The sequence below is a fragment of the Myxococcota bacterium genome (assembly GCA_035498015.1).
Taxonomy (GTDB): Bacteria; Myxococcota_A; UBA9160; order SZUA-336; family SZUA-336; genus VGRW01.
Genome location: DATKAO010000090.1, coordinates 23,435 through 49,385, shown reverse-complemented (window position 1 = coordinate 49,385; position 25,951 = coordinate 23,435). Strand labels below are relative to the sequence as shown.

At 71.6% G+C, this 25,951-nt stretch carries 28 protein-coding genes; 10 read left to right on the top strand and 18 right to left on the bottom strand.

Annotated elements, in window-relative coordinates:
* Window positions 1-4: 4 nt before the first annotated feature.
* The 10 genes from VMR86_07365 to VMR86_07320 form a co-directional block, all read right to left on the bottom strand.
* A complete protein-coding gene (locus VMR86_07365; protein ID HTO06863.1) occupies window positions 5-1,039 on the bottom strand; it encodes a phosphotransferase in 1,035 nt (344 codons plus the stop codon).
* Complete coding sequence (locus VMR86_07360; GenBank protein ID HTO06862.1) at window positions 1,039-1,659, bottom strand: N-methyl-D-aspartate receptor NMDAR2C subunit; 621 nt, start codon at window positions 1,657-1,659, stop codon at window positions 1,039-1,041. Before VMR86_07360 ends, VMR86_07365 begins: the two co-directional genes overlap by 1 nt.
* Window positions 1,656-2,036 carry a hypothetical protein gene (locus tag VMR86_07355; protein HTO06861.1) on the bottom strand — a complete coding sequence of 127 codons (381 nt, stop codon included), beginning with the start codon at window positions 2,034-2,036 and terminating at the stop codon, window positions 1,656-1,658. The genes VMR86_07360 and VMR86_07355 overlap by 4 nt, the downstream gene beginning before the upstream one ends.
* A 28-nt stretch (window positions 2,037-2,064) precedes the next feature.
* Window positions 2,065-2,892, bottom strand: a complete 828-nt coding sequence (locus VMR86_07350; protein HTO06860.1) for an enoyl-CoA hydratase — start codon at window positions 2,890-2,892, stop codon at window positions 2,065-2,067.
* Window positions 2,889-3,818: an aldo/keto reductase gene (locus tag VMR86_07345; GenBank protein HTO06859.1), complete on the bottom strand. Its 930-nt coding sequence runs from the start codon at window positions 3,816-3,818 to the stop codon at window positions 2,889-2,891. The genes VMR86_07350 and VMR86_07345 overlap by 4 nt, the downstream gene beginning before the upstream one ends.
* A gap of 32 nt (window positions 3,819-3,850) precedes the next feature.
* On the bottom strand, window positions 3,851-5,176 hold the full coding sequence (locus VMR86_07340) for a cytochrome P450 (GenBank protein ID HTO06858.1): 1,326 nt from the start codon (window positions 5,174-5,176) through the stop codon (window positions 3,851-3,853).
* A gap of 5 nt (window positions 5,177-5,181) precedes the next feature.
* Entirely contained in the window at window positions 5,182-7,005 is a 1,824-nt protein-coding gene (locus VMR86_07335; protein HTO06857.1) for a response regulator, read from the bottom strand.
* Window positions 6,998-8,434, bottom strand: coding sequence for an ATP-binding protein (locus VMR86_07330; GenBank protein HTO06856.1), 1,437 nt, complete (start codon window positions 8,432-8,434; stop codon window positions 6,998-7,000). The genes VMR86_07335 and VMR86_07330 overlap by 8 nt, the downstream gene beginning before the upstream one ends.
* Entirely contained in the window at window positions 8,431-9,048 is a 618-nt protein-coding gene (locus VMR86_07325) for a hypothetical protein (protein HTO06855.1), read from the bottom strand. Before VMR86_07325 ends, VMR86_07330 begins: the two co-directional genes overlap by 4 nt.
* Window positions 9,049-9,173: 125 nt before the next feature.
* A complete protein-coding gene (locus VMR86_07320) occupies window positions 9,174-10,640 on the bottom strand; it encodes a lipase maturation factor family protein (protein ID HTO06854.1) in 1,467 nt (488 codons plus the stop codon).
* A gap of 72 nt (window positions 10,641-10,712) precedes the next feature.
* On the opposite strand from VMR86_07320, the gene VMR86_07315 reads away from it, so the two are divergent.
* A complete protein-coding gene (locus VMR86_07315; protein HTO06853.1) occupies window positions 10,713-12,014 on the top strand; it encodes a thiolase family protein in 1,302 nt (433 codons plus the stop codon).
* A gap of 6 nt (window positions 12,015-12,020) precedes the next feature.
* Here VMR86_07315 and VMR86_07310 read toward each other — a convergent pair whose 3' ends face one another.
* Window positions 12,021-12,890: a hypothetical protein gene (locus VMR86_07310; protein ID HTO06852.1), complete on the bottom strand. Its 870-nt coding sequence runs from the start codon at window positions 12,888-12,890 to the stop codon at window positions 12,021-12,023.
* 207 nt (window positions 12,891-13,097) lie between these two features.
* Between VMR86_07310 and VMR86_07305 the strand changes: the two genes are divergently transcribed.
* The gene (locus tag VMR86_07305) at window positions 13,098-13,553 is read left to right on the top strand and encodes a peroxiredoxin (GenBank protein HTO06851.1); all 456 of its coding nucleotides are present in this window, start codon (window positions 13,098-13,100) and stop codon (window positions 13,551-13,553) included.
* On the opposite strand, the gene VMR86_07300 is transcribed toward VMR86_07305, so the two are convergent.
* On the bottom strand, window positions 13,502-14,320 hold the full coding sequence (locus VMR86_07300) for a GNAT family N-acyltransferase (GenBank protein ID HTO06850.1): 819 nt from the start codon (window positions 14,318-14,320) through the stop codon (window positions 13,502-13,504). The two genes, VMR86_07305 and VMR86_07300, sit on opposite strands and share 52 nt — an antisense overlap.
* Before the next feature lie 249 nt (window positions 14,321-14,569).
* On the opposite strand from VMR86_07300, the gene VMR86_07295 reads away from it, so the two are divergent.
* Together VMR86_07295 and VMR86_07290 are read left to right on the top strand one after the other, a co-directional pair.
* Window positions 14,570-15,316: a lysophospholipid acyltransferase family protein gene (locus VMR86_07295; protein ID HTO06849.1), complete on the top strand. Its 747-nt coding sequence runs from the start codon at window positions 14,570-14,572 to the stop codon at window positions 15,314-15,316.
* A gap of 17 nt (window positions 15,317-15,333) precedes the next feature.
* Window positions 15,334-16,698, top strand: coding sequence for an amidase (locus VMR86_07290; GenBank protein ID HTO06848.1), 1,365 nt, complete (start codon window positions 15,334-15,336; stop codon window positions 16,696-16,698).
* Here the strand turns inward: VMR86_07290 and VMR86_07285 are convergent.
* Genes VMR86_07285 through VMR86_07275 form a run of 3 tightly spaced genes read right to left on the bottom strand, consistent with a single transcriptional unit; the run spans window position 16,695 to window position 19,030 of the window.
* On the bottom strand, window positions 16,695-16,931 hold the full coding sequence (locus VMR86_07285; GenBank protein HTO06847.1) for a hypothetical protein: 237 nt from the start codon (window positions 16,929-16,931) through the stop codon (window positions 16,695-16,697). The two genes, VMR86_07290 and VMR86_07285, sit on opposite strands and share 4 nt — an antisense overlap.
* 42 nt (window positions 16,932-16,973) lie before the next feature.
* Complete coding sequence (locus VMR86_07280; protein ID HTO06846.1) at window positions 16,974-17,801, bottom strand: enoyl-CoA hydratase/isomerase family protein; 828 nt, start codon at window positions 17,799-17,801, stop codon at window positions 16,974-16,976.
* Window positions 17,798-19,030, bottom strand: a complete 1,233-nt coding sequence (locus VMR86_07275; GenBank protein HTO06845.1) for an MFS transporter — start codon at window positions 19,028-19,030, stop codon at window positions 17,798-17,800. The genes VMR86_07280 and VMR86_07275 overlap by 4 nt, the downstream gene beginning before the upstream one ends.
* A gap of 26 nt (window positions 19,031-19,056) precedes the next feature.
* Between VMR86_07275 and VMR86_07270 the strand changes: the two genes are divergently transcribed.
* The 3 genes from VMR86_07270 to VMR86_07260 all read left to right on the top strand — a co-directional run bounded on the left by VMR86_07270 (window position 19,057) and on the right by VMR86_07260 (window position 20,621).
* Entirely contained in the window at window positions 19,057-19,557 is a 501-nt protein-coding gene (locus tag VMR86_07270; GenBank protein ID HTO06844.1) for a GreA/GreB family elongation factor, read from the top strand.
* An 85-nt stretch (window positions 19,558-19,642) separates the two neighbouring features.
* Window positions 19,643-20,065, top strand: coding sequence for a YciI family protein (locus VMR86_07265; protein ID HTO06843.1), 423 nt, complete (start codon window positions 19,643-19,645; stop codon window positions 20,063-20,065).
* Between the two features lie 10 nt (window positions 20,066-20,075).
* Entirely contained in the window at window positions 20,076-20,621 is a 546-nt protein-coding gene (locus VMR86_07260) for an SRPBCC family protein (GenBank protein HTO06842.1), read from the top strand.
* A 10-nt stretch (window positions 20,622-20,631) separates the two neighbouring features.
* Here VMR86_07260 and VMR86_07255 read toward each other — a convergent pair whose 3' ends face one another.
* Window positions 20,632-21,822, bottom strand: a complete 1,191-nt coding sequence (locus VMR86_07255; GenBank protein ID HTO06841.1) for a serine hydrolase domain-containing protein — start codon at window positions 21,820-21,822, stop codon at window positions 20,632-20,634.
* 69 nt (window positions 21,823-21,891) lie between these two features.
* On the opposite strand from VMR86_07255, the gene VMR86_07250 reads away from it, so the two are divergent.
* The gene (locus VMR86_07250; protein HTO06840.1) at window positions 21,892-22,395 is read left to right on the top strand and encodes a gamma-glutamylcyclotransferase; all 504 of its coding nucleotides are present in this window, start codon (window positions 21,892-21,894) and stop codon (window positions 22,393-22,395) included.
* Here VMR86_07250 and VMR86_07245 read toward each other — a convergent pair whose 3' ends face one another.
* Window positions 22,396-23,277 (bottom strand): family 43 glycosylhydrolase, encoded by an 882-nt coding sequence (locus VMR86_07245; protein HTO06839.1) that lies wholly within the window; start codon window positions 23,275-23,277, stop codon window positions 22,396-22,398.
* A gap of 7 nt (window positions 23,278-23,284) precedes the next feature.
* Window positions 23,285-23,719, bottom strand: a complete 435-nt coding sequence (locus VMR86_07240) for a nitroreductase family deazaflavin-dependent oxidoreductase (GenBank protein ID HTO06838.1) — start codon at window positions 23,717-23,719, stop codon at window positions 23,285-23,287.
* A 90-nt stretch (window positions 23,720-23,809) separates the two neighbouring features.
* Here VMR86_07240 and VMR86_07235 point away from each other — a divergent pair, with 90 nt between their 5' ends.
* A complete protein-coding gene (locus VMR86_07235; GenBank protein ID HTO06837.1) occupies window positions 23,810-25,015 on the top strand; it encodes a CoA transferase in 1,206 nt (401 codons plus the stop codon).
* A 55-nt stretch (window positions 25,016-25,070) separates the two neighbouring features.
* A complete protein-coding gene (locus VMR86_07230) occupies window positions 25,071-25,877 on the top strand; it encodes an alpha/beta hydrolase (GenBank protein HTO06836.1) in 807 nt (268 codons plus the stop codon).
* Window positions 25,878-25,951 lie beyond the last annotated feature (74 nt).

Sequence of the window (25,951 nt, the reverse complement as noted above, 5' to 3'; positions counted from 1 at the left end):
CGGTTTACGCGTCCTTCGGGGTCCGGACGCGAACGGACGTCAGTGACTCGAAGCGCTCGCAGATTCCACGCCGGACATCGCCGTCGGCCCAGGGGCTCGGCTTGGACGACCGGCCGCGGCCGGCGAGCTCGGCCGCCTGTTCGCTGCCCTCCTCCATCAGGAAGCGCAGCAGCCGCAGCGCCTCGAACCAACGCATGCGGTCCGGGTCGAGCGGGCGGCGCCGACGGTAGGCCGCGAGGTAGGCGCGGCGCAAGAGCGCCCGCGCGGCGTGCGCCGGAGGGGCGAGCCAGGCCGGCACGCGCAGCGGCCCGTGAGTCAGGAGCGCCCGGGTGGTGGCCACGTCGTACTCCGGCCAGCTGAGGTGCGCACGCGTCCAGTCGATCAGCCCCGTGACCCGGCCGCGCTCGGCCAGCACGTTCAGCGGGTGGAAGTCGCCGTGGCAGATCGCGGGCAGCGCGGGCGGGCCGGGCCGCGCAGCGGCGAGCCACTCGGCGCCGGCGCGCAGGCCCGAGAGAGCGTGTGACTCGATCCGGCCCGTGGTCTCGGCCAGCTCGCCGTCCGCGCTGCGCGCCGCCGGATCGAAGCCGGCGGCGACGAGCGCGCGCTCGAGCGCGCGGGCGTCCAGCGCGTGGAGCCGCGCCTGTGTGTCGGCCAGCCAGCCGGGCACGCGCAGCGCGTCCCGGCTCGCGAGCGCGGAGAGCAGGTTGCCGCCGGCGGCGCGCTCCATGATCAGAAAGGCGCCGCCCAGCGGCTCGGGCTCCTCGACCCAGTGCAGCACGCGCGGCGCGCACGCGCCCAGCGCGGCCACCGTGTTCTGCACCGTGGCCTCGAAGCGCGCGGTGCGGCCCGGTGTCTCGACGCGGAACAGCCGCAGCACGAGCGGGCCGCTCCACTCGTGCGCCGCGCCCGCGAGCCGGAAGGCGTAGATCTGGGTGTCGTAGCCGCCGGAGATCTGGCTCGGTGACTCGACGTAGTCGAGCGCCGGGCTCGCGAGCGCGCGCTGCAGGTGCGACAGGAGCGCGGCGTCGAGCTTCTCCATCAGGCGCCCAGGGCGCGCAGCGAGCGGCGCAGGTTGGCGCGCGCGCGTTGCTCGAGCCGGCCGGCGAACCAGGGCGTGGCGTAGATGGCCGGACGCGCGAGAAAGCTCTCGAGCACCCGTGCCCGCCCGGCGCGGAAGGCGTCTTCGGCGACCCAGTCGTACTCGCGGCGCACCTGGCGTTCGTATTCGTCGAAGCGCGGCTCGTCGGCACCCAGGATCGACAGGTCCACGTCGACCAGGAGCTGCGCGTCCGGACCGGCGGGCAGCGCAGCGTGCCGGGTGGCGAGCACGAGCTCGGCCACGCGCGCGGCGGCCTCGGCCGGCGCACGCGCCGCCTCGAGTGACTCGCGCGCCCAGCGCGCGCTCGCCTCTTCGTTGTCCGAGGCGCGCGTCTCGTACACCGCGTCGTGGAACCACAGGGCGATCCGCACCTCGGCCAGGTGCGGGGCCAGCGACTGGGCTTCGGCCAGGCGCGCGAAGCACTCGTCCAGGTGTTGGAGCGTATGATACGCGCGGTGCGGCTCGCGGTAGCACGCCTCGAGCCGTGCCAAGAGACCCGGCGCGGGAGTCACGCGCAGCGCACGCCACGCGCCGTGCCACGCCTCCAGGGCGCGACTCACGCCACCCTCCGGAGCGCCGACAGACGCACGAACGCGGGGTACGTGAGCGCCGAGCTCACCGCGCACAGCTCGAAGAGCTGCAGGTCCTCGCGCACCACCCGCCCGTGCCGCGCGAACGTCCAGAACACCATCACCACGAGCCCGGCGCACACGAAGACGGCGAGCTCCTGCCAGGCCGGAAGCCGCAGCACCAAGAGCGGCAGTCCGCCCACCAGCACCAGCACGAAGCCGACCGGGTATCCGACCAGGAGCGCGCTCAGCCCCGAGTAGAGATACCCGCCCGCACCGCTCCAGAACGAGATCAGGAACAGCCAGTACACGGCGGCGAAGACCAGCGGCGCGACCACGAACGCGAGCGCGAGCCGGACCGTGCGCATGCCCGGAAGATAGCCGTCGGCCCGGAACCTACCGCCCCTTGAAGGTGGGCGTCCGTTTCTCGACGAACGCCTGTGCGGCCTCGCGGTGGTCTTCGGTGAGTCCCGTGTGCACGTGGTGGGTGGCTTCGAGGTCGAGACACTCCTCGGCGCTCGCGCCTTCCGCCGCGCGGTTCAAGTTCTCCTTCATGTAGCGGAAGGCCACGGTGGCGCCCGAGGCCAGGCGCTGGGCGAGCGCGCGCGTCTCGTCGGCGAGCGCGGCGTCGGGCACGACGCGATTCACCAGGCCCAGTCTCTCGGCGTGCTTGGCGTCGATGCGATCGGAGAGGTAGTAGAGCTCGCGCGCCCGGGCCGAGCCGACCAGGTGGGTCAGGAAGAAGCTGCCGCCGTAGTCGCCGCTGAAGCCGACCTTGGCGAACGCAGTCGTGAGCAGCGCGCTCTCGGCGGCGATCCGGAGGTCGCAGGCCAGCGCCAGCGAGAGACCCGCGCCCGCGGCCGGCCCCGGCAGCGAGGCGATCACCGGCTTGGGCATGCGGTAGAGCCGCCCCGCGGTCTCGCGCTGCGAGAGCCGCTGGCGATGGATGCGCTCGTCGAGCGTGACTCCCGGCCCGCGATTCGCACCTGCGGCCATGCCCTTCACGTCGCCGCCCGAGCAGAACGCGCCGCCTGCACCGGTCAGCACGAGACAGCGCACGTCGCTCGCGGTCTCGGCCTCGCGCAGCGCCGCTGCCATGCCGCGGAACATCTCGTCCGAGAGCGCGTTGCGGCGCTCGGGCCGGTTCATCACGAGGTAGGCCACGCCGTCCTCGACCCGCGCCTGGAGCGTCTCGGTCCCGGTGTCGATCGCGCGCCCGCTCATGCCGCCAGCTCGCTCGCCTTGGCCAGCTCCGCCGGCCCGAGCTTCCACTCGGCGGCGCGCACGTTCTGCTCGATCTGGTCGGGCTTGGTCGCGCCGGCGATCACGCTCGACACGTGCGACTGACTGGCGAGCCAGCCGATCGCGAGCTCGAGCAGCGAGTGACCCGCGTCGGCCGCGAAGGCCGCGAGCTTCTCGACCTTGTCGAAGTTCTTGTCGGACAGCGCCGCCTTGAAGCGCGGCACCGCCAGGCGCGTGCCTTCGGGCGGTGTCTCGTTGCGGCGATACTTGCCCGTCAGCAGCCCGCTGGCCAGCGGGAAGTACGGCAGGATGCCCAGGCCGTAAGCGTTGCAGGCGGGCACGAGCTCGCGCTCCACGTTGCGCTCGATCAGGCTGTACTGGTTCTGCGCGGACACGAACGGTGAGAGACTCGCGTTGCGCGCGATGAACGCCGCTTCCACCACCTGCCAGCCCGCGAAGTTCGAACAGCCCAGATACCGGACCTTGCCCGCGCGCACCAGGTCGTCGAGCGCGCGCAGGGTCTCTTCGATCGGCGTCGCCGCGTCGGGGAAGTGGATCTGGTACAGGTCGATCCAATCCGTGCCCAGCCGCCGCAAGCTGTTCTCGCAGGCCTGCACGATCCAGCGCCGCGAGCCGCCGCGCTTCAGGCCCTCGCCCATCGGCATGCCGAACTTGGTCGCGACGATCACCTCGCCGCGCCGCGCCTCGAGCGCCTTGCCGAGATACTCCTCCGAGACGCCCTGCCCGCCGTACACGTCGGCCGTGTCGAACAGCGTGACTCCCAGATCGAGCGCCTTCGACACCACCGCGCGCGTCTGCGCCAGGTCGCAGCGCATGCCGAAGTTGTTGCAGCCCAGACCGACGACGGACACGCGCAGGCCGGACCGCCCGAGTGTTTTGTGCTCCATGCGCCCATGCTCCGGCCGGGCGCGCCGGGCTGTCAAGCGAGCGGCGTGAAGCGGACCGGCAGACCGTCGCGCGGCTTCGAGATCGGCGCCTGCTGAACCGGCATGCGGTAGCCGTCGGGCACGCTGAAGCGGAAGCGGGTGACCAGGTGGTGCATGACCAGCCGCACCTGTGCCTCGGCGAAGCGCATGCCCAGACACATGTGCGGCCCGCCCCCGAACGGGACCCAGGAGTGAGTATGGCGCTCCTGCTCGGCGCGGCCGGGCGTGAAGCGCGCGGGGTCCCAGGAGAACGGCTCGTTCCACCACTCCACCATGTGGTGGGTATGGATCGGAGACACGACCACCATGCAGCCGGCCGGAATCTCGAAGCCGGCGAACTCGAAGCTCTGGGTGCTGACGCGCGGAATCACGGGCAGCGGCGGGTAGCGGCGCAGCGTCTCGTCCATGGCCCAGCCCAGCGCCTCGAGCCTGCCCAGGTCTTCGAGGCCCGGCTCACCCGTGCCCAGGGCGCGTGACTCCTCGCGCACGCGCTCCTGCCACTCGGGGTGCGTCGCCAGCTCGTACGTGAGCGACGACAGCGTGCTCGTGGTCGTGTCGTGCGCGGCCATCATGAGGAAGATCATGTGGTCGAGCACCTCGGAGTCCTCGAGCGCCTCGCCCTCGGGCGTGCGCGCGCGGCATAGACGGCTGAACATGTCGGGGCCGCCGTCGCCGTGCTTCTTCTCGAGCATGCCGCCCAGGAGCTCGAGCAGATACTTGCGGCCCGCCAGACCGCGCGCGAACTCGCGCCCCAGCCAGGGCAGGCGCACGCGCGACATCGAGGCCGCGACCATGTCCTCGAAGGCGCGGTTCATCGGGCGCGTGGTGGGGCCCAGGTCCATGCCGACGAAGATCGCGGCCGCGATCTCGAGCGTCAGCTGCTTGTAGGCGCGGAACGCGAGCAGCGGCTCGCGCGTGTCGAGTGACTCGAGCCCGCGCTGCACGATCGGGTGCATGCGTTCCACGTACTCGCGCAGCGCGGGACGAGTGAACGCCTCGTGCATGACCTTGCGGTGGTGCTTGTGGTCGGCGCCGTCGCGCAGGAGCAGCCCGTTGGTGAAGATCCGGCCCATGATCTGGTCCCACGGCCGCTTGGCGCTGAAGATCTGGTCGCGGTCCATCAGCACCAGGCGGTTGGCGTCGGGGCCGAACAGGTTCACGAGCTTGAACGGCCCGGAGAGCTGCACCACGACCGGCCCGAATGACTCGTACTGCTCGCGCAGCCCGGACAGCATGTCGACCCGGCCACCGCCGCTCGCCAGCGCGACGCGCAGGCCCTTGAAGAAGCCGAGCTTCGGGATTTCCTGGAACGGTCTCAAAGCACTCACCCCTCGGGCCGCAGTATATCCGGGCACAGCCGCCGAATCCGCTCGATCAGCTCGCGCCGGTCGACGGGCTTGGTCGCGAAGTCGTCGCAGCCTGCCGCCAGGCAGCTCTCGCGCGTGCCCGGCACGGCGTGGGCGGTCAGCGCCACGATCGGCCGCGCGAAGCCGCGCCGCCGCAGCTCGGCGGTGGCGGCGTAGCCGTCCAGCTCGGGCATCTGCATGTCCATCAGCACCACGTCGAAGGGCCGGCCCGTGCGCTCCGCTTCGGCCACGCACGCCAGCGCCGCCCTGCCCTCGGAGGCAGTCACCACGTCGGCGCCGGCGCGCCCCAGGACGTGCGAGATCAGGCGCAGGTTGTCCGGTCCGTCGTCGACCACCAGCACGTGCGCGCGCAGCGAGGCGCGCGAGAACGCCGGTGTCTCGGGCCCGCGCTTGCGCGGGGACCAGGCCGGCGTGTCGGCGGCCGCGATCGGCACGAGCACGCGGAAGGTGCTGCCGTGACCCAGCTCGCTCTCGACCTCGATCCGGCCGCCCAAGAGCTCGGTGAGTCGCTTGCACATCGCGAGCCCCAGGCCCATGCGCTCGCCGGCGTCCGCCTGCGGGCGCCGGCGCAGCCCGGGCTGGAACAGCGAGGCGAGCTTCTCGGGCGGGATGCCGAAGCCCGTGTCGCGCACGCGCAGGTCGAGATACTCACGGCGCTCCTCGCTCGAGACGCCGAGCGAAACGTGGATCCCCCCGCGCGCCGTGAAGGCGAGCGCGTTCTCGAGCAGGTGCAGCGCGATCTGGCGCAGTCGCGCCGGGTCACTCTGCACCGCGCCGGGCACGTGCGGGCGCAGCTCGAGCTCGAGCTCGAGCCCCAGCGCCTGCGCGCGCGGGCGCAGCGGCTCCAGCACGTCGGCGATCAGCTCCGCGGGCGAGAACGCGATGCGCTCGAGCTCGAGCTTGCCCGCCTCGATCTTCGACAGGTCGAGCAGGTCGTTGATCGTCTCCAGGAGCTCGCGCCCGCTGCGCTGGATCGTGGCCAGCGCCTCCACGTGACGCCCAGCGAAGCCGCGCTCGCTCCACTCGTCGCGCAGCACGTCGGCGAAGCCCAGGATCGCGGTCATCGGCGTGCGGATCTCGTGAGTCAGGATGGCCAGGAAGTCACTCTTCGCGCTGCTGGCGCTCTCGGCCTCGTCGCGCGCGCGCTCGAGCTCGGCATTGGCCGACTCGAGCGTGTGCAGCGCCACGTCCTTGGTGCGCTCGTAGACCAGTCCCGCGAACATGATCAGCGTGGAGAGCGTGCCGATGCTGGCGAACCAGTACAGGGCGCGCCACTCCGGCAGCACCCGGTTCTCGAAGTGCAGCCCATGTCTCTCGAGCCACACGATGGTCACCGCCTCGACGAGCACGAGCACCGCCCAGAACGCGGCCCAGCGCCGGCCTGCGAGCGCGATCGCAGACATGGGGATCAACACGTTCCAGAAACTCGGGGGCGAGATCGCGCCGCCCGCGTAGTAGGTCACGATCGCGAACAGCCCGAAGGCGTAGGCCAGCATGGCGTTGCCCGCGATCACCGTCCTGCCGCTCCAGCGCCGCACCAGCGGCACGAGCGCGCACACCGGCCCCGCCGCCAGCACGAGCGGCACGACGTGCAGCGCCACGTCGCGCGGAAACGCGACCCACTCCATGAGCGCGAGAAACGGTACGAACGCCGCGGGCACGAGTGAGAAGCCTGCGACCAGGCCGGCCGAGCGCAGCGCAGCGGGATCGCCGCGCAGGTGCGCCGGCACGAGCGCAAGCTCGAGCCGGTGCAGCCAGGCGTTCAGCCGCGAGTCAAGCACCGCGAGTCACCTCGACGGGCTCGGCCGGGAGCTCGACCCAGAACGTGCTGCCCTCGCCCGGCCGGCTCTGGGCGCCGATCTCGCCCTCGAGCAGCTCTACCAGGTGCTTGCAAATCGAGAGACCCAGCCCGGTGCCTCCGTAGCGCCGCGCGGTCGAGGCGTCGGCCTGCGCGAAGGGCTGGAACAGCCGGGCCATCTGCTCTTCGGAGATGCCGATGCCCGTGTCCGAGATCTCGAAGCGCACGCGCGGGCCCCGGGTCCCCGTGTGACCCGTGACTCGCAGCAGCACGCGCCCGCGGTCGGTGAACTTGAGCGCGTTTCCGATCAGGTTCACGAGCACCTGGCGCAGGCGGCGGGGATCGGTCTCGAACTTCTCGGGCAGCGGCGGCTCGCACTCGACCGCGAGCGACAGGTGTTTGGCCTCGGCGCGGATGCTCATCAGCGCGACCACGTCGGAGACCAGCGCCACCGGGCCGACCGGCACGCGCTCCACGTCGAAGGTGCCGGCGGCGATCTTCGAGAAGTCGAGGATGTCGTTGATGATCTCGAGCAGGTGCTCGCCGTTGCGGCGGATGGTGAGCAGCGTGCCCGCGTAGCCCGCTGGTATGGCGCCCGAGTCACTCTCGCGCAGCAAGAGCTCGGCGTAGCCCAGAATGGCCGTCAGCGGGGTGCGGATCTCGTGGCTCACGTTCGCGAGAAAGTCGCTCTTGCTGCGGTTGGCGGCCTCGGCCGAGTCGCGCGCGCGCTCGAGCGCGGAGTGCGCGCCCAGAAGCGTGCGCAGCGTCTCGTTCTTGGCGCGCTCGTAGATCAGCACGAACACGAGACACAAGAGGCTGATGCTCGAGATGCTGCTCACCCACAGCGGCATGCGCCGGGCGACCGGCAGACGGTTCGGGAACTCGATGCCGTGGAGCTGCAGGCCGAACACCGCCGCGTACTCGAGCAGACACAGCATGAGCCAGGGACCGGCCAGCTTCGGCCCGCCGGTCAGCATGGCCACCAGCGGCAGGATGATCGACCAGTAGATCGAAGACGAGAACGGTCCGCCGAACAACATGGCCAGCGCCGCGAACTCGAGGAACGCGTAGCCGAGCAGGAAGTTCGCGGCCAGCGCCACGTTGCCGGTGCGGCGCAGGGTCAAGAGCGCCGCGCCGGCCGCTGCGTTCGTGCCCAGCACGATCGCCGCCGCCAGGGCGCCGGTCGTGCCCGACAGCGTGCACCAATAGCTCCAGGCGAACGCGAGAGTCATCGGGAACGGGACGAGACACGAGTAGACCGCGGTGCGCGCGCGCCGGTAGATGTCGGGGTCGAGGCGCTGGGCGCGCGGGATGAAGGCGTTCGCCACGCGCAGCCACAGCCGCGCGAGCCGCGGCCCCAGCCGAGACTCACTCGGTATGCGCTCCGCCGCGCTCGCGGGCTCGGGGGTCAAATGTCGCGCGTCATGCGCCACACGATCCGGTCCGGCTCGGGTCGGGTCCAGGTCCACAGGTCGGGAGTCGCGTGCTGGCGGGCCATCTCGTTGATCAGGCCCTCGGTCGACCAGCACAGGACTTCGGGATACTCCTTGGCCTGCAGGGTCTCCATCATCCAGCGCAGCGGGTGCTCCGGGTCCGGCTTCACCTCGATGCGCGAGAAATTCAGGATGCTCGAAGTCAGGGTGATGAGCCGCCGCAGGTCACGGCCGAAGGCCTCGGCGCGGGCCTTCTTGTCGCTCTCACGGCCGAACGAGGTCGACCTGGTGTACTCGAGCTGACTGTACAGCCCGGCTTCGAGCAAGCGCCGCGCGTTCTTCGCGCCGCGCCGCTTGAGATACTCGTTGCTGCCGCCGCCCTCCACGTCGCGCAGCAGCTCGCCCATGCGCGCGTAGCTGCGGATGTCGTACCACTCGAAGGGCTGGATGGGGGACTCGAGGTAGGTCAAATCCTTGGGCTTCAGCCAGCGCGACAGCTCGGACCGCTCGAGCTTGTGCGCCGCGAGGAGCTTGTGGATGTCCTCCACGGCTGCGCAGAACACGGAGCCCTTGATCGAAGGGAGGGTCGGCATGCCGGCGGTTTCCTTCGGTATTTCGATCGGTCACGAGCCGGACAGCCTTGAAGTCTCTCGCCCCCGGAGCTCACCCGGAGTTGCCGGTCCGTGAGCCGGCAACTCTCCCGGCCCGGCCACGGCACTCACTGCGGGAGATCGTCGGGCAGAGCCAGCTTCCCGGCGCTCAGAGTGACTACCGGGCAGTACGGGCCCACGCGCTCGCGTGACCACCAGGCGCCAGAACGGCGCTCTTCGCCCTGTGCCGGCCGGTACTGCCACAGGCTGGTACGGAGATAGCGCGGGGGCCCCTCGGGGAACGGGTCACGTGCGAAGACCGCAGTCACCGGCTGGGAGCCCTCGAGCACGCGCTCGAGGAAGCGGTGGAACCAGGTCTCGTCGGGGCAGCGGCCCAGCGCGGCGAACCACATCTGCCAGTCGACGCGCGGCATGTGCGGGCCGGTGAAGCTCGCTCTGCGCTCCGGGTCGCCGGGCTTCCAGCGGAACTCGTAGTCATGCCAGGTGACGCCGTCGGCGCTGCCCTCGAGCAAAATCTCCGGCCGCTCCGTGGTCATGACCGCGAACAGGCCGTAGGAGTTCACGCTGCGGAACGGCGCCAGCGCCCCCAGCACGGCGCGCAGCGGACCGGGCAGCGACCCGCGCGGCGTGAGTCGCTGCGCGGCCGCGGCGACGGACAGCAGCGCGAGCGCGGCCGCCGCGGCCCGGCGCGCGACGGCGAGCGCGCGGGGTGACTGCCGTGCGGCGCGCGGCGTCCCGAAGCGCCGCAGCGCCCGGTCGTCCAGGAGACATCCGCACAGCGCCAGGGTCAACAGGTTGAAGAAGCCGTAGTTCCCGGTCGCCGCGATCCCGAGCTGCAGCGCGGCGAGCAGCGCCGCGGCGCCGAGCCGCACGCGCCGCGGGCCGAGCATGCCCCAGGGCGCCCCGAGCTCGATCGCGAGCGTGAGTGCGGTCGAGAGCTTCTGGAAGCCCACGGGCAGCGACGCGGCCAGCATGCTGGTGGGCGCGGGCAGAGGCTGGGTCCAGTAGTGATAGGTGAGCGCCGTGAGGTCTCGCCAGGTCGGGTCGCCCGACAGGAGCTTCACCGCGCCCGACAGGAACATCAGCTTGAACAGCAAGAGTCGCGCGAGCCACACGCCCAGCCGCGGCTCGGCCGAAGCCGCGAACAGCGCGACGAAGCCGGCCTCGAGCAGGAGCGCGTCCCACTGGAAGCTCAGGAACGGATCGCCGACCGCCGCGAGCGAGAGATACGCGAGCCAGGCGACGCCGGCAGCCGCGAGCGAGAAACGTCCGGCGACGAGCAAGGCCGCCGCCGCCGCGCCGATCCCACACAGCGCGTGCAGCGCCCAGTCACTCGCGCCGGTCAGCCACAGGAGCGTCGGCAGCTCGAGCGCGGCATGCAGCCCTCCGCCCAGCTCTTCGCGCGCGTAGCCCAGGAGCTCCGACGCGGGCACGATGCCCTGTGAGCCGATCAGCGCGTCGAGCTGAGCGCGCAGCGACAGGAATGCGCTGGCGTAGACGAGCCCCAGCGCGCGCAGGAACAGCGCGGCGACGCGTGCCTCGGCCGCATGACCCGGCGGCTCGGGATCGGGCATCACAACGCCACCAATCTACGCTGCCGTGGTACAAAGGCGCGCGCAGACACCCGAGAAACCGAGGAGACGTTCATGGAGCTTCGCAAGGTGGTCCTGGTCGACGGAGCACGCTCACCCTTCGCGCGCGGAGGCCGCGGAAAGCTGGTCGCGACGCGGCTCGACGAGGCCGGGGCTCAGGTGGTGCGCGCGCTCCTGGCGCGCAACCCCAAGGTGAAGCCGCGCATGATCGAGGACATCGGCCTGGGCAACGTGGCCGGCTCCGGTGAGTTCGTGGGCCTGGGCAGCGTGGCGCGGCTCGCCGGGCTGCCGATGGAAGCTTGCAACTTCGTCACCAACCGGCAGTGCGGCTCGAGCATGGAGACACTCCACCGGGTCGCCACCTCGATCATGGTGGGTGCGACCGACTGCGGGCTGGCGCTGGGCATCGAGCGCATGGGCCGGCAGCTCATGGGCGGCGGACCGCGCGCTACGCCGACCCGGGTCACCAAGCTCAACCCGCGCCTGTTCCAGCTCACTCCCGAGCAGCGCAACATGGCGCCGGACCACGACCAGACCTTCTCGGTGAAGTTCCCCGACTTCATCCTCGATTCGCCGCCGCTGCAGTCCATGACCCAGACCGCGCAGAACGTGGCCGAGTGCTACGGCCTGTCGCGCGCCGAGCTCGACGCCTTCTCGGCCGAGAGTCACCGCAAGTGCGCACGCGCCTACGAGGCCGGTTTCTACAAGGATGAGCTCGTGCCGCTCGAGGTCGAGGAGCCCGTGTTCGACGCCGAGGGCAACTGGGTCGAGGCCGAGACCGGCAAGACCGTGCTGTTCGACAAGGACGAGTGTCTCCGGCCCGACACCACGGCCGAGAAGCTCGCCGGCCTGAACCCGGTGAAGGGCATCGTGAGCTACGGCAAGCAGGAGATCGTGATCACGGCGGGCAACTCCTGCCCCACCAACGACGGCATCTCCGTGGCCCTGCTGATGAGCGAGGACAAGGCGCGCGAGCTGCGGCTCGAGCCACTGGCGCGCATCGTCGGCGTGGGCGTCGCGGGCGTGAAGCCGCAGGTCATGGGCCTCGGGCCGATCCCGTCCACGAAGAGGGCGCTGCGCCACGCGGGCATCGGCGCCGACCAGATCGACCGGGTCGAGTTCAACGAGGCCTTCGCCGCACAAGTGATTCCGTCGCTGCGCGACCTGGGCATCCCCGCCGAGCGCGCGAACGTGAACGGCGGCTCGATCGCCATCGGTCACCCGCTGGGAGCCACCGGCGCACGCCTGGTCACCACGGTCGCGCGCGAGCTGCGCCGCAGCGGCGGCCGCTACGGCCTGGCGACGCAGTGCATCGGCGCGGGCATGGGCATCTCGACCATCATCGAGAGACTCTAGTCCGGCCTAGTTCGTCGACTCACGCACCACGAAGCCGAACAGCGACAGCTGCCGTTTCGCGGGCGTGGTGTCGTCCGCGAACGCGAGGAAGCGGCGGTGGCGGAAGGTCATGTCTCCCGCCGCGTCGGTCGTCTCCTTGCGCTTGTAGACCGGCCACAGGATCGAGAGCCGGCGCGTCACGTCACCGTTGCGGGCAGTCTCGCGCCGGGTCGCGAAGAACGGGTACATGGCCCAGGCGTCCCGGGTCGGTGAGTGCGCGCGCAGGTAGCCCGCGAGCCACAAGCTGGACGAGTCGGCGGTGTGCTGACTCCACAAGAGCGGCGGCACGACCAGCCCGCGCTCGGGCGAGCCACCCCAGGCGAACAGCATGGGGAAGAGCGAGCCCTGCCAGGCGCCGTTGGGGCGCGTGGTCCAGTCACCGATCAAGCCCGCGAAGTAGTGGTTCTGCCGCGCCGTGTCGTGCCAGCCGAACAGCCGCGGGCCGACCACCAGCCAGTCGTCGCTGGCCGACTTCGAGTGCACGAACAGCGGCAGCATGAGCTGCAGCTCGTCGCCCCGGAAGTAGGACGGCGGCACCAGCAAGGCCGTCGACCTCGCGTCGTGGTACGCGAGCGGGAAGATCCAGAACGTATCGGCGTCGGTCGAGAACCAGAACGGCGCCACGCGAGTGATTCGCCCGTCGCGCTCCTTGAAGATCGGCCACAGCACGTGGTGCTCGTGCCCGTCGTCGGTGCGGTAGTACACGGGGAAGACCATCATGAAGTCACCCTCGTGCACGTAGAACGGGTACATGACCGTGGTCGTGCGGTCGGACAGCTCGAGCAGCGGCCACCAATCGACGTCGGCACGGGCGGGCGAGGCGAAAGACAGGGTCACGAGCGCGAAAGCGAAGGCGCACACACTGCGGCGAACGTGGGTCAGGAGTGACACCCCCTCGAACAGTGGATCGTGAGTCGGCGATGAGACGCCGGACGGACCCTGGTCATTCGATCCCGGCCATGTGTCACGTCGTGACTCAACGCGTCGAGCCGCCCCGCGGGCGCGCTTGGCCTCCCGCCCGCCGGGCGTGATAGGGTGCCGGGCATGACTACACCCGAAGTCGGCGATCGCGCACCGGATTTCGAGCTGGCCTCGAATCGCGGGCCCGTGCAGCTCTCGGCCCTCCTGTCCAAGGGCCCCGTGCTGCTGGTCTTCTATCCCGGTGACGACACACCCGTGTGCACGAAACAGCTGTGCGACTACCGCGACAACCTGGGCGTGTTCCAGAAGCTCGGGATCCAGGTCGTGGCGCTGAACCCGCAGAGCGAAGCGTCGCACGGCAAGTTCGCCGAGAAGCACCGCCTGCCCTTCCCCGTGGCCGCGGACGCGGGTGGCGCGGTGACCCGCGCCTACGGCGCGCGCGGTCTGTTCGGCATGACCAAGCGCGCGCTCGTGCTGGTCGGGCGCGACGGGAAGATCGCCTGGCGGAAGACCGACTTCCCGATCTTCTACGAGACCACCGAGGACGTGCGCGCGGCGCTGGAGCGTCTCTCGCTGTAGAGCGCCACGCGGGCCGCGTTCGCGCGCTCGAGGTCGAGCACCATCAGGCCATCGAGTGAGTCGCCGAAGGCGCGGTCGACGTGCCAGGCAGCGAACTTCCCGCCCAGCTCGAGATAGCGCCGCACCAGGACCGGAACGCCCGCACCGTCGGGCTCGAGCTCGGCGACGCGCGCGGAGAGCGCGCGCGGATCCGAGAGACCCGCAGCCGCCGACCAGTCCGCGGCCTCGAGCGCAAACGGCTCGCGCGCGCGCACCAGACCGGCGGTCTCCGCGTGGCGGTGGTGCGCCAGCAGCGCGGCGGCGATCAGGCCGCGCGAGCGGCGCGTGTAGCGCGCGGACACGCTGACGGCGCCGAACAGGCGCCGCGCGCCGTAGAGGTGCAGCGCCCGCGCGATCCCCTGCCAGAGCAGGGCGAGCACACGCGAGCACCGCTGGTATTCGGGAGTCACGAACGCGCGCCCCAGCTCCAGGCTCGGGCCCAGCCGGTCCAGGAACTCGCGCTCGTAGTCGAACAGCGTGTGGGTGTAGAGACCGCGCGGCAGCTCGTGGCCGGCGAAGCCGTCCGGGGCCGCGACGCGGTAGGCGCCCGCCAGAGCCTGGCGCCCGTGGTCCCACACGAACAGGTGCGCGTAGTGACCGTCGAAGCGGTCGAGGTCGAGCTCCGCACCCGTGCCCTCGCCCACGGCCCGAAACGAACGCTCGCGCTGGCGGCCGATCTCGTCCAGGAGCAGCGGGACCTCGCGCGCGGAGGCCAGCGCCACGGCCATGCGCTGTGTCTCTACCAGGAGCGCGCTCGGCGCGAGCTGCGCGACCTCCGCGGCGAGTGCCCTGCTGCGACACGGATCTGCGTCACACCGAAATGCGTCGCTTCTCATCGAGTGGAAACTTCGGCGACCTCCGTGACGAACTCCGGACGGCCATGCGAAGAAACAGCGAGCATCCGGTTCGTGGCTGGTTCGTCACGGACACGTCACACGGAAGGCCGAGTGTCTGGGGCGATGGGAGACACTCGAGAAATGAAGAGAAACTCGGACGTCCGTGCCTATCTGCGCCTGGCGCGCATGGCCGCGATCACCACCCGCGCGCTCGGCGAGCTCAAGCTCGCCCACACCCGCACGGGCGGCTGCCCGCACGAGGCCGCGCGCCACGGCCACGCCTGGGCGCGCCGGCTGATCGGCGCGCTGGGCATCGAGATCAGCGTGCGCGGCGCGCCGCCCCCGGGCCCGCACCTCTTGCTCGGAAACCACCGCTCGTACATCGACATACTCGCCGTGCTGGGCGTGCGGCCCTGCGGCTTCCTGGCCAAGCTCGAGATCGCCAGCTGGCCGATCTTCGGCAGCGCGGCCTCGCTACACCCCACGGTGTTCGTGGCGCGCGACGACCGCGACAGCCGCAAGAAGGCGCGCGAGGGGGCGCTGGCGCTGCTGCAGAAAGGGCTGGCCTTCGCGGCCTTTCCGGAGGGCACCACCTGCCGCGGGCCGGGCGTCCTGCCCTTCTACCCCGGCCTGTTCCAGCTCGCCGAGCAGTACGACTTTCCGGTCGTGCCGTTCGCGATCGAGTACGAAGACCGGCGCGACGCGTGGATCGACGACGACCCGTTCGTGGGTCACTTCCTGCAGACCTTCCGCCGGCCGAAGATCCGGCTCGAGCTCGCCTTCGGACCGACCCTGCGCCGCCGCTCCGCCGAAGAGCTGCGCCGGGGCGCCTCGGAGTGGATCCGCAACGAGGTGCGCGCCGCGGCGCGCTCGATGGCGACCCGCTAGGAGCTAGACTCCACCCGATGGGGTGGAGTCCCGTACTCGAGCTCACCGCGCTGGAGCAGGCGGCGCGCATCCGTGCGGGCGAGCTCTCGTCCGTCGAGCTGGTGCGGCTGTATCTCGAGCGCATCGCGGCGCTGAACCCGAGTCTCTCGGCGTTCGTGCGCGTGCACCGGCGGCGCGCGCTGGCCCAGGCGCGGCGCAAGGACGCCGAGCTGCGACGCGGCCGAGACTCGCTGCCGCCCTTCCACGGCGTGCCCACGGCCATGAAGGACCTGAACTTCGTGCGCGGCTCGGTGTCTCGCTTCGGCTCGCGTGCAGTGTGGATCCCCTCGCCGGTCGACTGTCACTCCACGGCCTCGGTTCGGCTCGGCGGCTTCGTGATCGTGGGCAAGACGGCAACCTCGGAGCTCGGTGCCATGCCGGTCACCGAGCCCGACATCCATCCGCCCACGCGCAACCCCTGGGACCCCGAGCGCACCTCGGGCGGCTCGAGCGGCGGCGCGGGCGCAGCCGTCGCGGCGGCCATGCTGCCCGTCGCGCACGGCTCGGACGGCGCCGGCTCGGTGCGCATCCCCGCCGCGCTGAACCAGCTCTACGGCTTCAAGGCCACGCGCGGCCGCGTGGCGAACGCGTACGGCCTGCGCGACCCCGACATCCTGTACTCGTGCGGGCCGCTAGCGCGCTCGGTCGAGGACGCCGCCGCGCTGCTCGACGTGCTCGCGCGCGCGGACGAGTTCCGCCGCGCGCTCCAGTCACCCGCGCCGCGCGGCCTGCGCATCGGGGTGCTCACCCACTCGCAGCTCGCGCCCACCCACCCCGAGATCGCCGAGGCCGTGAGGCGTGTGGCGAAGCAGCTCGAGTCGTTCGGTCACGTGCTCGAGGAGCTGCGCGCGCCGGAAGGCAGCGTCGACGAGTTCCTGCCCGTGTACCAACGGCAGGTGCGCCTGGCGCCGGCCATGCTGCCCTGGCGCCTGCAGCCGGTGCCGCGCTGGCTGCGCGACGCGGGCAAGGGAGTCACCGGCCCCATGGCGAAGTCGATCCAGCACGGCCTGGCCAAGCGCATTCTCGACAGCATGGCGCCGTTCGACCTGTGTCTCACGCCGACCGTGCCGATCGAGACACCGCGCGTGGGCGAGTTCGCGGGCCTGCCCGCGGCCGAAGCCTTCGCGCGCGCCGCGCTGCTCGGCGTGTACACGGCCACCAGCAACATCAGCGGCGCGCCCTCCGCGAGCATCCCCATGGGCCGGATGGCCGGGCGCTGGCCGATGGGTGCGCACCTGATCGGGCGGGTCGGCGACGACGCGCTCGTGCTGCGCGTGTCTCGCCAGCTCGAGGAAGCCTTGCCCTGGCGCGCCGAGTGGGCGCCGGCCGCCCGCGCCGCCTAGTCGCAGCCGCAGGTCGGGCTCTGCACTCCGTCGCAGCACAGCGCGTGGCCGTTCTTGCAGCCGCACACGCCCTGGTGGTGCGAGCAGCAGCCGCTGCGCCCGGCGTCGGCCTCGAGCCAAGCGTCGCCGCAGCGGCCGGCGAGCGCGGGCCTTGCCCCTCCCGGCGAGACACTCCCGGGAGCCTGGCCGCCGCCCAGCAGACACAAGAGACCCACGAGACACAGCTTGCGCATGCCCGTGATTCGACCGGATGGGCCCGGGACTGAAGCCGCCTGCTAGCGCGGCCGCGGGTGGGCGAGCGCGCCGCGGCGCTCGAGCCAGTCGCGCCGCTTCTCGAGCGGCAGCGCGACATACTCGCGCATGGTGGCCAGACCCTCGGCCGAGAACATCGTGGCCATGAACGACTCGCTCTCCAGCGTGAGCCCCGCGTCGAGCGGCGCGTCCGAGCCGCGGTACACCGCGCGCTTGATCTCGGCGATCGCGACCGGCGAGAGCTGCGCCAGGTCGGCCGCCAGCGCGCGGGCCCGCGCCAGCGCGTCGGGCGCGACCTCGTGCACGAGCCCGAGCGCCAGCGCCTCCTCGGGCCGGCAGATGCGCCCGCGCAGGATGAAGTCGATCGCGCGGCTCGCACCCAAGAGGCGCGACAGCCGCTGCGTGCCACTGCCGCCGGGCAGGATCCCCAACGTGACTTCCGGCAGGCCGATCCGGTGGTCACCCGCCGACGCGATCCGGATGTCGCACGAGAGCGAGAGCTCGAAGCCGCCGCCCATGGTGTCTCCGTTCATCGCCACCAGGATCGGCTTGGGCAGGTCGCGCAGCGAGCGCAAGAGCTCGTGGTAGCCGTGGTTCAGGCCCAGGCCGAGCGCCTTCATGGTGGCGTGGTCGGCCGCCAGCGCCGCGAGCTCCTCGACGCTGTAGTGAGTGATGAACTTCCCGCTCATGCCGCCCGTGAGCACCACCGCGCGCACGGCCGGGTCCGCCCAGGTCTGGATCAGCGCGCCGAGCTCCTGCGTGCCCTGCGCGCAGAAGTAGTTCATCGGGGGGTTCGTGTACGTCGCGACCACCACGCCTAGCGAGTCGCGCTCGACCTTCCAGAGACTCATGCCTTGGCTCCTCTCTCCAGCGCAGCCGCCACGCGCGCTCGTGGACCCGTCTCGGGCAGCAGCGCGAAACACAGCGCCGACGCCCCGTAACAGGCCGCCCAGAACAGGAAGGCCGCGCTCGGGCTCCGCTCCGCGAGCCACGCGCCGAGCTTCGGTGAGACGAAGCCGCCGAAGAAGCCCGCCATCAGCGTGGCGCCGATCGCCGAGCCCGCGAGCGCCGGGCCCACCCGAGACAGCTCGAGTGGCACCGCGAACACGAGCGCGATCGCCCCCGCGGCGAAGCCCCAGATCACGGCGACCGCGACCAGCGGCATACCCGCGACCGCGCTCGAGGCCCAGACCATCGCGCCCGCGATCAGGATCCCCGGCACGTAGACGGCGCGGCGCAGCCCGATCCTGTCCGAGAGACCCGGGAGGATCAGGCTGCCGACCACGTACGACACCAGCACGATCGTGAGCACCGCGCCCGCCTCGGAAGCCGAGAGTCCGCGCGCCGACACGAGATACCCCGGCAGGAACGACACCACGCCGAGATACCCGGCCAGGAAGAAGAAGTAGCTGGTCGCCACGAGCCACACCTCGCGGATGCGCAGGACCTGGCCCAGCCCGGCCAGCAGGCCCGCCGAGTCACTCGGCGCGCCCGCTGCGCCGCGGTCGCGCACCGTCACGCCCCACAAGAGCGCGAGCACGGTCACCGCCCCGGCGACCCACCAGGTCAGCCCACGCCAGCCGCCGAACGAGCCGAGCGCGAGCGGCGCGGCCCAGGTCGCGAGCCCCTGCCCGCCGCCGTTCCCGCACAGCGCGATGCCGTTCGCCAGACCCAGCCGCTCGGCCGGGAACCACATGCCCAGGGCCTTGGGCAGATTCGCGCTCACGATCGACAGCGTGACACCGTAGAGCACCATCGCGGCGAGCACACTCGCGAAGCCCGCGCCCGACGCGCGTAGCGCGAGCGTTGCCGCCATGGCCAGCGCGCCCGCGCTGACCACGCCGCGCACGCCGAAGCGGTCGCCGAGCGCGCCCGCGGGCAAGGCGCCGAGCAGCGCGCCCGCCGAGAGACCCGACCACAACGTGCTCCAGTCGCCGGGCGCCAGCCCGAGGTCGCGCAGGATCGGCTCGACCAGCACCACCACGTAGATCCAGGCCAGGCCGGTGACGAAGAAGTTCATGGCCACCACGTTGGCCAGCACCCCCCAGCGACCGTCCCCGTTCGTGTCTTCCCCCGGCATGCGAGCGCGAGTCTATCCTCTTCCGGTTGAGCAAGGCGTTCACCGACGAAGAGGCCTGCGACGAGGCGCCGATCGTGCGCCCGCGTCCGCCACTGCCGGCCGGCGTGCCCAACTACGTGACTCGCGCGGGGCTGGCGGCGCTGCGCGCGGAGCTCGAGTCGCTGCAGACGGAGCGCTCGCGTCTCTCGGCGCTGCCCAACGAGAAGGAGCGCGGGCGGGCGCTGGGTGCGCTGGCCGCGCGCCGCGCCGCGCTCGAGGACCGGATCGCGACCGCCGAGCTCGCGCCGCCGCCCGAGTCACCGAACGAGATCCGCTTCGGCGCCACGGTCCGCGTCTCGGGGCCGGACGGCGAGCGGCGCTACGAGATCGTGGGCGTGGACGAGGCGGACCCCGCGCGCGGGAAGATCGCGTTCACCTCGCCCCTGGCGCGCTCGCTCTTGGGGCGCAGCGCCGGTGACAGCGTGAAGCTCGCCACGCCGCGCGGCCGCGACGAGGTCGAGATCGTGGCCGTGTCCTACCGGGAGTGAGCGATCGGGGAGTGAGCGATTGTCGGGCCGGGCGGGGCTCGTTCGTCCTGGGAGCGAACCCGAACCGAGCCAAGGAGAGAACGCCATGCGATTCATGCTGATGGTGAAGTCCACACCCAACACCGAAGCCGGCGTCCAGCCGTCGAACGAGCTGCTCGCCGAGATGGGCGCGTTCAACGAACAGCTCGTGCGCTCCGGCATCCTGCTCGCCGGCGAAGGTCTGCAGCCGAGCGCGAAGGGCGCGCGCGTGCGCATGAACAAGGGCGGCAAGCGCACCGTGGTCGACGGGCCGTTCGCCGAGACCAAGGAGCTGATCGGCGGCTTCTGGATCGTGAACGTGAAGTCGCGCCAGGACGCCATCGACCTGGCGCTGCGCTGCCCGCACCCGAACCCCGGGGAAGACGCCGAGATCGAGATACGCCAGGTCTTCGAGCCCGAGGACTTCACCCATGCCTCGCCCGAGCTGATCCAGAAGGAGCGCGAGCTCCGCAAGCTCGCCGAGAAGTGAGGAGGGAGTCATGCTGAAGTACGTCGCGCTGGGAGTGCTGGCGCTGGTCGTGGTGCTGGCGCTCGTGGTCGCGCTGCAGCCGTCGGCCTTCGTGATCGAGCGCAGCGCGACCATCCAGGCGCCGGCCTCGGCGCTGTATCCGCACATCGTGAGTCCGCGCGCGATGAACGCCTGGTCGCCGTTCGCGCAGGGCGATCCGCAGATGACGATCGTGTACAGCGGACCCGAGTCCGGCGTGGGCGCGAAGTCCGCCTGGGAGAGCGCCCGGATGGGCGCGGGCAGCATGACCGTGACCGAGGCCGCGCAAGACACCGAGATCGGCCTGCGCCTCGACTTCCTGCGCCCGATGCAGGCCACGAACAGCGCGCGCTTCACGCTCGAGCCCGCCGGCTCGGGAACCACGCGAGTCACCTGGCGCATGGAGGGTCACAACGGCTTCCTGGGCAAGGCCTTCGCGCTCGCCATGAACATGGACGAGGTCGTGGGCGGCGAGTTCGAGAAGGGCCTGGCCGCGCTGAAGACGCTGGCCGAGGCCGAAGCGCGCCCGGGCAGCTGAGCGCCGGCGGCTAGTCGTCGAGCGCCCGATAGGTCGACGTCCAGAAGTCGGTGAACGTGCGCGGCGCCAGGGGTGACTCCATGTGGCGCTGGGTGAGCAGCACGTCGGCGAGCCCCTCGGCCGGGTCCGCGTGGCCGGTGGTGCCGCGCCCGCCGTCCCAGCCGAAGCGGCCGGGGCTGGCCCAGACGTCGCTGCGCTCCATGAACACGCGCATGCCGAAGCCCCAGCCCGCGCCCTCGCCGAAGAAGAACGGCGCGGCGGCGCGCTGCGCCGGAGACAGGTGGTTGCGCGTCATGAGCTCGACCGAGGCGCGAGACAGGATGCGCCGCCCGTTGCCGCTGCCGTGCGCGAGCATCATGCGCAGGAACGCCAGATAGTCGTCGACCGTCGAGACGAGCCCGCCGCCGCCTGACTCGAAGCGCGGCGGCGCGGCGTAGCGGCTCGCGCGCGCGTCGTCGGCCGGCTCGAGTGAGTTGGCGCGCGCGCCGCTGGTGTAGGAGCTCGTGAGTCGCCCGAACTTCTGGGCCGGCACCCAGAAGCCCGTATCGGTCATGCCCAGCGGCTCGAAGATGCGCTCGGCCAGGAACGCGCCGAACGACTGACCCGAGGCCCGCGCCACCAGCACACCGAGCACCTCGGAGCCGGTGTGGTACAGCCAGCGCTCACCGGGCTGCGCCACGAGCGGCAGACTGCCGATGCGCTTCATGAACTCGTCGGGAGTCATCGGCAGCGAGTCCGGTCCGGGCGAGAGCCCGGCGCTCTCGATCGCGCCCTGGATCGGGTAGGTGCCCCGCGGCGCCATCAACAGGCCGTGACCGCTGCGGAAGGTGAGCAGGTCGCGCAGCGTGATCGGGCGCCGCGCGGGCACGGTGTCGTCGACGGGGGACTCGAGCGCCCGCAGCACGCGCCGGCTCGCGAGCTCGGGCAGGAGCCCGTCGACCGGGTCGTCGAGCCGCAGCACGCAGTCCTCGACCAGGATCATGACCGCGGCAGCCGCGATCGGCTTGGTCATCGAGGCGATGCGGAAGATCGAGTCGCGGCGCATCGGCGGGCCGCCCAGCGACTGCGCGTCCAGCACGAGGACGTGCGTCTCGCCGCGCCGACTCACTCCCGCGACCAGACCGGGCACCGCCCCGCTCGCCACGTGATTCGCCAGTGCCTCGTGCAGGCGCGCGAGGCCGCCGCTCGAGAGCTGGGGCATGGGCAGGCTCCTCCCTACGGTAGACGAATCGCCGGGGCGCCGGCCGACATCGGACTCTCGATGGCGGACATGGACGAGACCCTCTGGTACTTCGCGTACGGAAGCAATCTCGACCCCGGCACTTTTCTCGGCCGCCGGCGCATGCAGCCGCTCGAGACACGCGTGGGGCGGCTCGAGGGCTTCGCGCTGCGCTTCGACCTGCCGGTGGGGCCGGGCGAGCGCGGCGTGGCCAACGTGGTCCCGCTCGCGGGCTCGGGCGTCTGGGGCGTGGTGTACCGGCTCACCTCCGAAGACGCCGACCGGCTGGACCGCAGCGAGGGCGTCCAGCACGGCGCGTACGTGCGGCTCGGAGTCGAGGTGCGCGACCTCGCGGGCGGGGCGGTGAACGCCTTCACCTACCATTCGCAGCGCGGCCGCGAGGACCGCAAGCCGTCGCGCCGCTATCTCGGTCTCTTGCTCGCGGGCGCGCGCCACCACGGCCTGCCCGACGAGTGGGTCACGCTGCTGCGCGCGCTGCCGCTCGCGGTCGACGAGCGCGAGAGCCAGCTCCCGCTCGGGCTCGATCCGCCCTGATCACTCCAGCCAGTCGAGCTCGCGGATCGCCACGGCGCCCGGAATGACGGTGCCGAAGCGCTCACCCACCCAGCCGGCGCTCGTGACCCACCAGCGGCCGTCGCCGTCGACCAGATACTCGGGCGCGTGCGCCTCGAGCCGGCCCGCGAGCTGGGCCGGGTCGCCGCTCCAGGTCCCGAAGTCGAAGGGATCGTTCGAGCGGAACAGCACCGTCTCGTGGTACTCGGCCGGGTCGCGCGCGGTCGCGGTGTAGGTGATCGAGAGCCAGTACGCGCCGTCGTGCCGGAACACGAACGGTGACTCGGTCGCGGCCCAGGGCGGCTGCTTGGGCGCCTCGGGCGCGGTGCGCAGCGCGAAGCGCACGAAGCGCCAGTCGAGCAGGTTCTCCGAGACACACACCGAGACCGCGCTCTCGTGCCCGCGCTTGCCCGTGGCGTAGAGCAGCCAGCTGTCGCCGTCGAGCCGGAAGATCATGCCGTCGCGCAGCACCGCGCCCAGCGGGGCACCGCGGAGCGAGCAGGGCGCCTCATGCCAGCTCGACAGCCGGGGGTCGTCGCAGATCGCCGCGCGCAGCAGGTCGGGGCCGTACAGCATGATCCAGCGCTGGCCGTCGAAGGCCACCGCGGGCGCCCAGGCGCGCGGCCCGAAGTCGCACACGCGCGCGTGCTCGCGGAAGCCGCCCGCGGCCAGTGACTCGCCCGAGCCGTGGCAGAACCAGCGCTCGCGCTGCGGGTCCACCTCGGGTGTCTCCTTCGTGATGCCGAACACGTGCCAGCGCCCGTCGTGCGCGCGGACCACGCAGTGGTCGTTCACGTAGCAGCCGGTCTTCGCGGGCGCGAACAGCGTCCGCCAGCCGGCGCCGCCGAGCGCCGGACGGGTCACGCGCGAGTCACTTCGCGCGCTCCAGCACCACGACCGGGATCTCGCGCTGGGTCTTGGTCTGGTACTCGTCGTAGGCGGGCCAGAGCTTGGTCATGACCTGCCACAGGCGCTTGCGGTCGGCGCCCTTGGCGGTCGAGGCGCGCGCCTGGAACCTGTCGGCCGCGACCTGCAGACCGACCGTCGGAGTCGCGACCAGATTCTTGTACCAGTCCGGGTGATCCGGCGCGCCGCCGCGCGAGGCGACGATCACGTAGCGCTCGCCGTCGCGGCCGTAGATCAGCGGCAGCGTGCGCGCTTCGCCGCTCTTGCGGCCCTTCGTGGTGAGCAACAGAGTGGGCACGCCGTTCCAGATGTGGCCGTCGGCGCCGTTCGTGGCCTGGTAGCGCTTCAAGTGGTCGGCGATCCAGCCAGGCAACGCGGGGGGGAGCGCGGGCTCTGCCATTGGGGAGGCTCCTTCGATTTTTCGATGCCGGTCGGTGCATGCTACCGCCGGGCGCGCGTGCGTGCCGGAGCGTGGCCAGGGAGGACGCCGATGTCGATGCTTTCCGGGATCCGGGTCGTGGACTTCACGCAGTATCTCGCGGGGCCGACCGTCACACGGCTCATGGCCGAGATGGGCGCCGACGTGGTCAAGGTCGAGCAGGCGCCCGGCGGCGATCCGTCGCGCCTGCTGCCGCTGCGCAAGGGCGAGCGCAGCCTGTACTTCGTGCAGCAGAACCGGGGCAAGAAGAGCCTGTGTGTCGACTTCTCGAAGCCCGAGGGCGCGGAGCTCCTGGTCGAGCTCGCGGCGGGCGCCGACGTGGTGGTCGAGAACTACGGCCCCGGTGTGCTCGAGAAGCGCGGCATCTCGTACGAGTCACTCTGCAAACGCAACCCGAGGCTGGTCATGGCCTCGATCTCGGCCTTCGGCCGCACCGGTCCGCTCGCGCACAAGGTGGGCTTCGACCTGATCGCACAGGCGTTCTCGGGGCTCATGTCCATGACCGGCGACCCGGCCGGCCCGCCCATGTGGGTCGGGCTCGCGATCGCCGACGTGCAGAGCGGCGTGCACGCGTTCGGCGCGATCGGCTACGCGCTGTTCCACCGCGAGCGCACGGGCCAGGGGCAATACATCGACGTGTCGATGGTCGACGCGCTCTACCACTGTCACGAGGGCAACGTGCAGTTCTACGCCAACAGCGACGGCTCACTCGAGCCCACGCGCCACGGCGGGCAGCACGGAATGGCGGGGCCGATGGGTGTGTACGAGACGCCGCAGGGCTGGATCGTGTTGCTCGTGCTCGACCGCCAGTGGGAGAGCTTCTGCCGCGCGATCGAGCGGCCCGAGCTCGTGAACGACCCGCGTTTCGCGACCGGCGCCGCGCGCGGCGCGAACAAGCTCGAGCTCACCGCGATCATCGAGCGCTGGCTCGCGGCCCAGGGCACGACGGATGCCGCGCTGGCGGTGTTCGAGAAGCACCGCGTCGCGGCGGCGCCGGTCCTGACCGTGAAGGAGACGGTGACTCACCCGTACTTCACCGCGCGCGAGATGGTGCGGCGCGTGCCCGATCCGGTGGCGGGCCCGGTCACGATCCCGGGCTTCCCCTTCAAGTTCGGCGCGATGCCGCGGCTCCCGGATCTGCGCGCGCCGCTGCTGGGCGAGCACAACGCGCAGGTCCTGCGCGAGAGACTCGGGCTCGATGCGCGGCGGATCTCGGCGCTCGAATCCCAGGGCGTGCTGATCTCGGGCAACAGCTAGCGCGCCTGTCGGATCGGGGCCGGCTGATCCGTCCTCTGGCCGAGGAGGACTGGCCATGGACACCGTGATCTCCGCGGACGGAACCCGGATCGCCTTCGAGCGCCAGGGCAACGGCCCCCCGCTCGTCCTCTGCGACGGCGCGCTGTGCCGGCGCAGCTTCGGCCCGATGGCGAAGCTCGCCGCGCTGCTCGCCCCGCACTTCACGGTGCTGCACTACGACCGCCGCGGGCGCGGCGACAGCAGAGACACCGCGCCCTACTCCGTGGGCCGCGAGGTCGAGGACCTGGCCGCGCTGATCGATGCGCTCGGCGGCTCCGCGCACGTGTACGGCGCTTCGTCGGGCGCAGCGCTGGCCATGCGCGCGGCCGCCGCCGGCGCCGGCGTGCGCAGGCTCGTGATGTTCGAGCCGCCGTACGTGCTCGAGGAGGCCGGCTTCGACGTCGAGCTGCTCGACTCCTATCGCTCGCGCATCGACGCGCTGCTGGCACGAGGCCAGCGAGGCGCCGCGGTCGCGCTGTTCATGAAGGTGGTCGGCGTGCCGGCCTTCGGAATCTTCGCGATGCGGCTGCTCCCGAACGTGTGGCCGAAGCTCAAGGCCGTCGCGCACACCCTGCCCTACGACTTCGCGCAGCTCGGCGACCGTCCGGGCCGGCCGCTGCCGCGCGAGCTCGTCTCGGTGATGAGCTCGGTGCGCGTGCCCACGTTGCTCGGCGTGGGCGGGAAGAGTCCCGCCTGGATGCATCGCGCGGTCGAGACCGTGGCGAACACGATCCCGGGCGCAAAGCTGCGCGAGCTCCCGGGACAGACTCACAACGCCGCCGCGGAGGGGGTCGCGCCCCTGATCCACGAGTTCTGTGTCTGAGAGGCGACCGCTTCCTTCCGGGCGCGCCGCCCTCCGCGACGGCGCGCCCCGACCAATTCACTTCGTTCGCCTCC

What these genes read in the sequence shown, in the direction of transcription:
- VMR86_07275 (HTO06845.1), bottom strand. Translation starts at nt 19,030, where the DNA reads ATGCCGGGGGAAGACACGAACGGGGACGGTCGCTGGGGGGTGCTGGCC.
- VMR86_07315 (HTO06853.1), top strand. Translation starts at nt 10,713, where the DNA reads ATGGAGCTTCGCAAGGTGGTCCTGGTCGACGGAGCACGCTCACCCTTC.
- VMR86_07300 (HTO06850.1), bottom strand. Translation starts at nt 14,320, where the DNA reads ATGGCCGTGGCGCTGGCCTCCGCGCGCGAGGTCCCGCTGCTCCTGGAC.
- VMR86_07305 (HTO06851.1), top strand. Translation starts at nt 13,098, where the DNA reads ATGACTACACCCGAAGTCGGCGATCGCGCACCGGATTTCGAGCTGGCC.
- VMR86_07350 (HTO06860.1), bottom strand. Translation starts at nt 2,892, where the DNA reads ATGAGCGGGCGCGCGATCGACACCGGGACCGAGACGCTCCAGGCGCGG.
- VMR86_07255 (HTO06841.1), bottom strand. Translation starts at nt 21,822, where the DNA reads ATGCCCCAGCTCTCGAGCGGCGGCCTCGCGCGCCTGCACGAGGCACTG.
- VMR86_07260 (HTO06842.1), top strand. Translation starts at nt 20,076, where the DNA reads ATGCTGAAGTACGTCGCGCTGGGAGTGCTGGCGCTGGTCGTGGTGCTG.
- VMR86_07295 (HTO06849.1), top strand. Translation starts at nt 14,570, where the DNA reads ATGAAGAGAAACTCGGACGTCCGTGCCTATCTGCGCCTGGCGCGCATG.
- VMR86_07265 (HTO06843.1), top strand. Translation starts at nt 19,643, where the DNA reads ATGCGATTCATGCTGATGGTGAAGTCCACACCCAACACCGAAGCCGGC.
- VMR86_07230 (HTO06836.1), top strand. Translation starts at nt 25,071, where the DNA reads ATGGACACCGTGATCTCCGCGGACGGAACCCGGATCGCCTTCGAGCGC.
- VMR86_07285 (HTO06847.1), bottom strand. Translation starts at nt 16,931, where the DNA reads ATGCGCAAGCTGTGTCTCGTGGGTCTCTTGTGTCTGCTGGGCGGCGGC.
- VMR86_07325 (HTO06855.1), bottom strand. Translation starts at nt 9,048, where the DNA reads ATGCCGACCCTCCCTTCGATCAAGGGCTCCGTGTTCTGCGCAGCCGTG.
- VMR86_07250 (HTO06840.1), top strand. Translation starts at nt 21,892, where the DNA reads ATGGACGAGACCCTCTGGTACTTCGCGTACGGAAGCAATCTCGACCCC.
- VMR86_07240 (HTO06838.1), bottom strand. Translation starts at nt 23,719, where the DNA reads ATGGCAGAGCCCGCGCTCCCCCCCGCGTTGCCTGGCTGGATCGCCGAC.
- VMR86_07280 (HTO06846.1), bottom strand. Translation starts at nt 17,801, where the DNA reads ATGAGTCTCTGGAAGGTCGAGCGCGACTCGCTAGGCGTGGTGGTCGCG.
- VMR86_07320 (HTO06854.1), bottom strand. Translation starts at nt 10,640, where the DNA reads ATGCCCGATCCCGAGCCGCCGGGTCATGCGGCCGAGGCACGCGTCGCC.
- VMR86_07355 (HTO06861.1), bottom strand. Translation starts at nt 2,036, where the DNA reads ATGCGCACGGTCCGGCTCGCGCTCGCGTTCGTGGTCGCGCCGCTGGTC.
- VMR86_07365 (HTO06863.1), bottom strand. Translation starts at nt 1,039, where the DNA reads ATGGAGAAGCTCGACGCCGCGCTCCTGTCGCACCTGCAGCGCGCGCTC.
- VMR86_07235 (HTO06837.1), top strand. Translation starts at nt 23,810, where the DNA reads ATGTCGATGCTTTCCGGGATCCGGGTCGTGGACTTCACGCAGTATCTC.
- VMR86_07345 (HTO06859.1), bottom strand. Translation starts at nt 3,818, where the DNA reads ATGGAGCACAAAACACTCGGGCGGTCCGGCCTGCGCGTGTCCGTCGTC.
- VMR86_07290 (HTO06848.1), top strand. Translation starts at nt 15,334, where the DNA reads ATGGGGTGGAGTCCCGTACTCGAGCTCACCGCGCTGGAGCAGGCGGCG.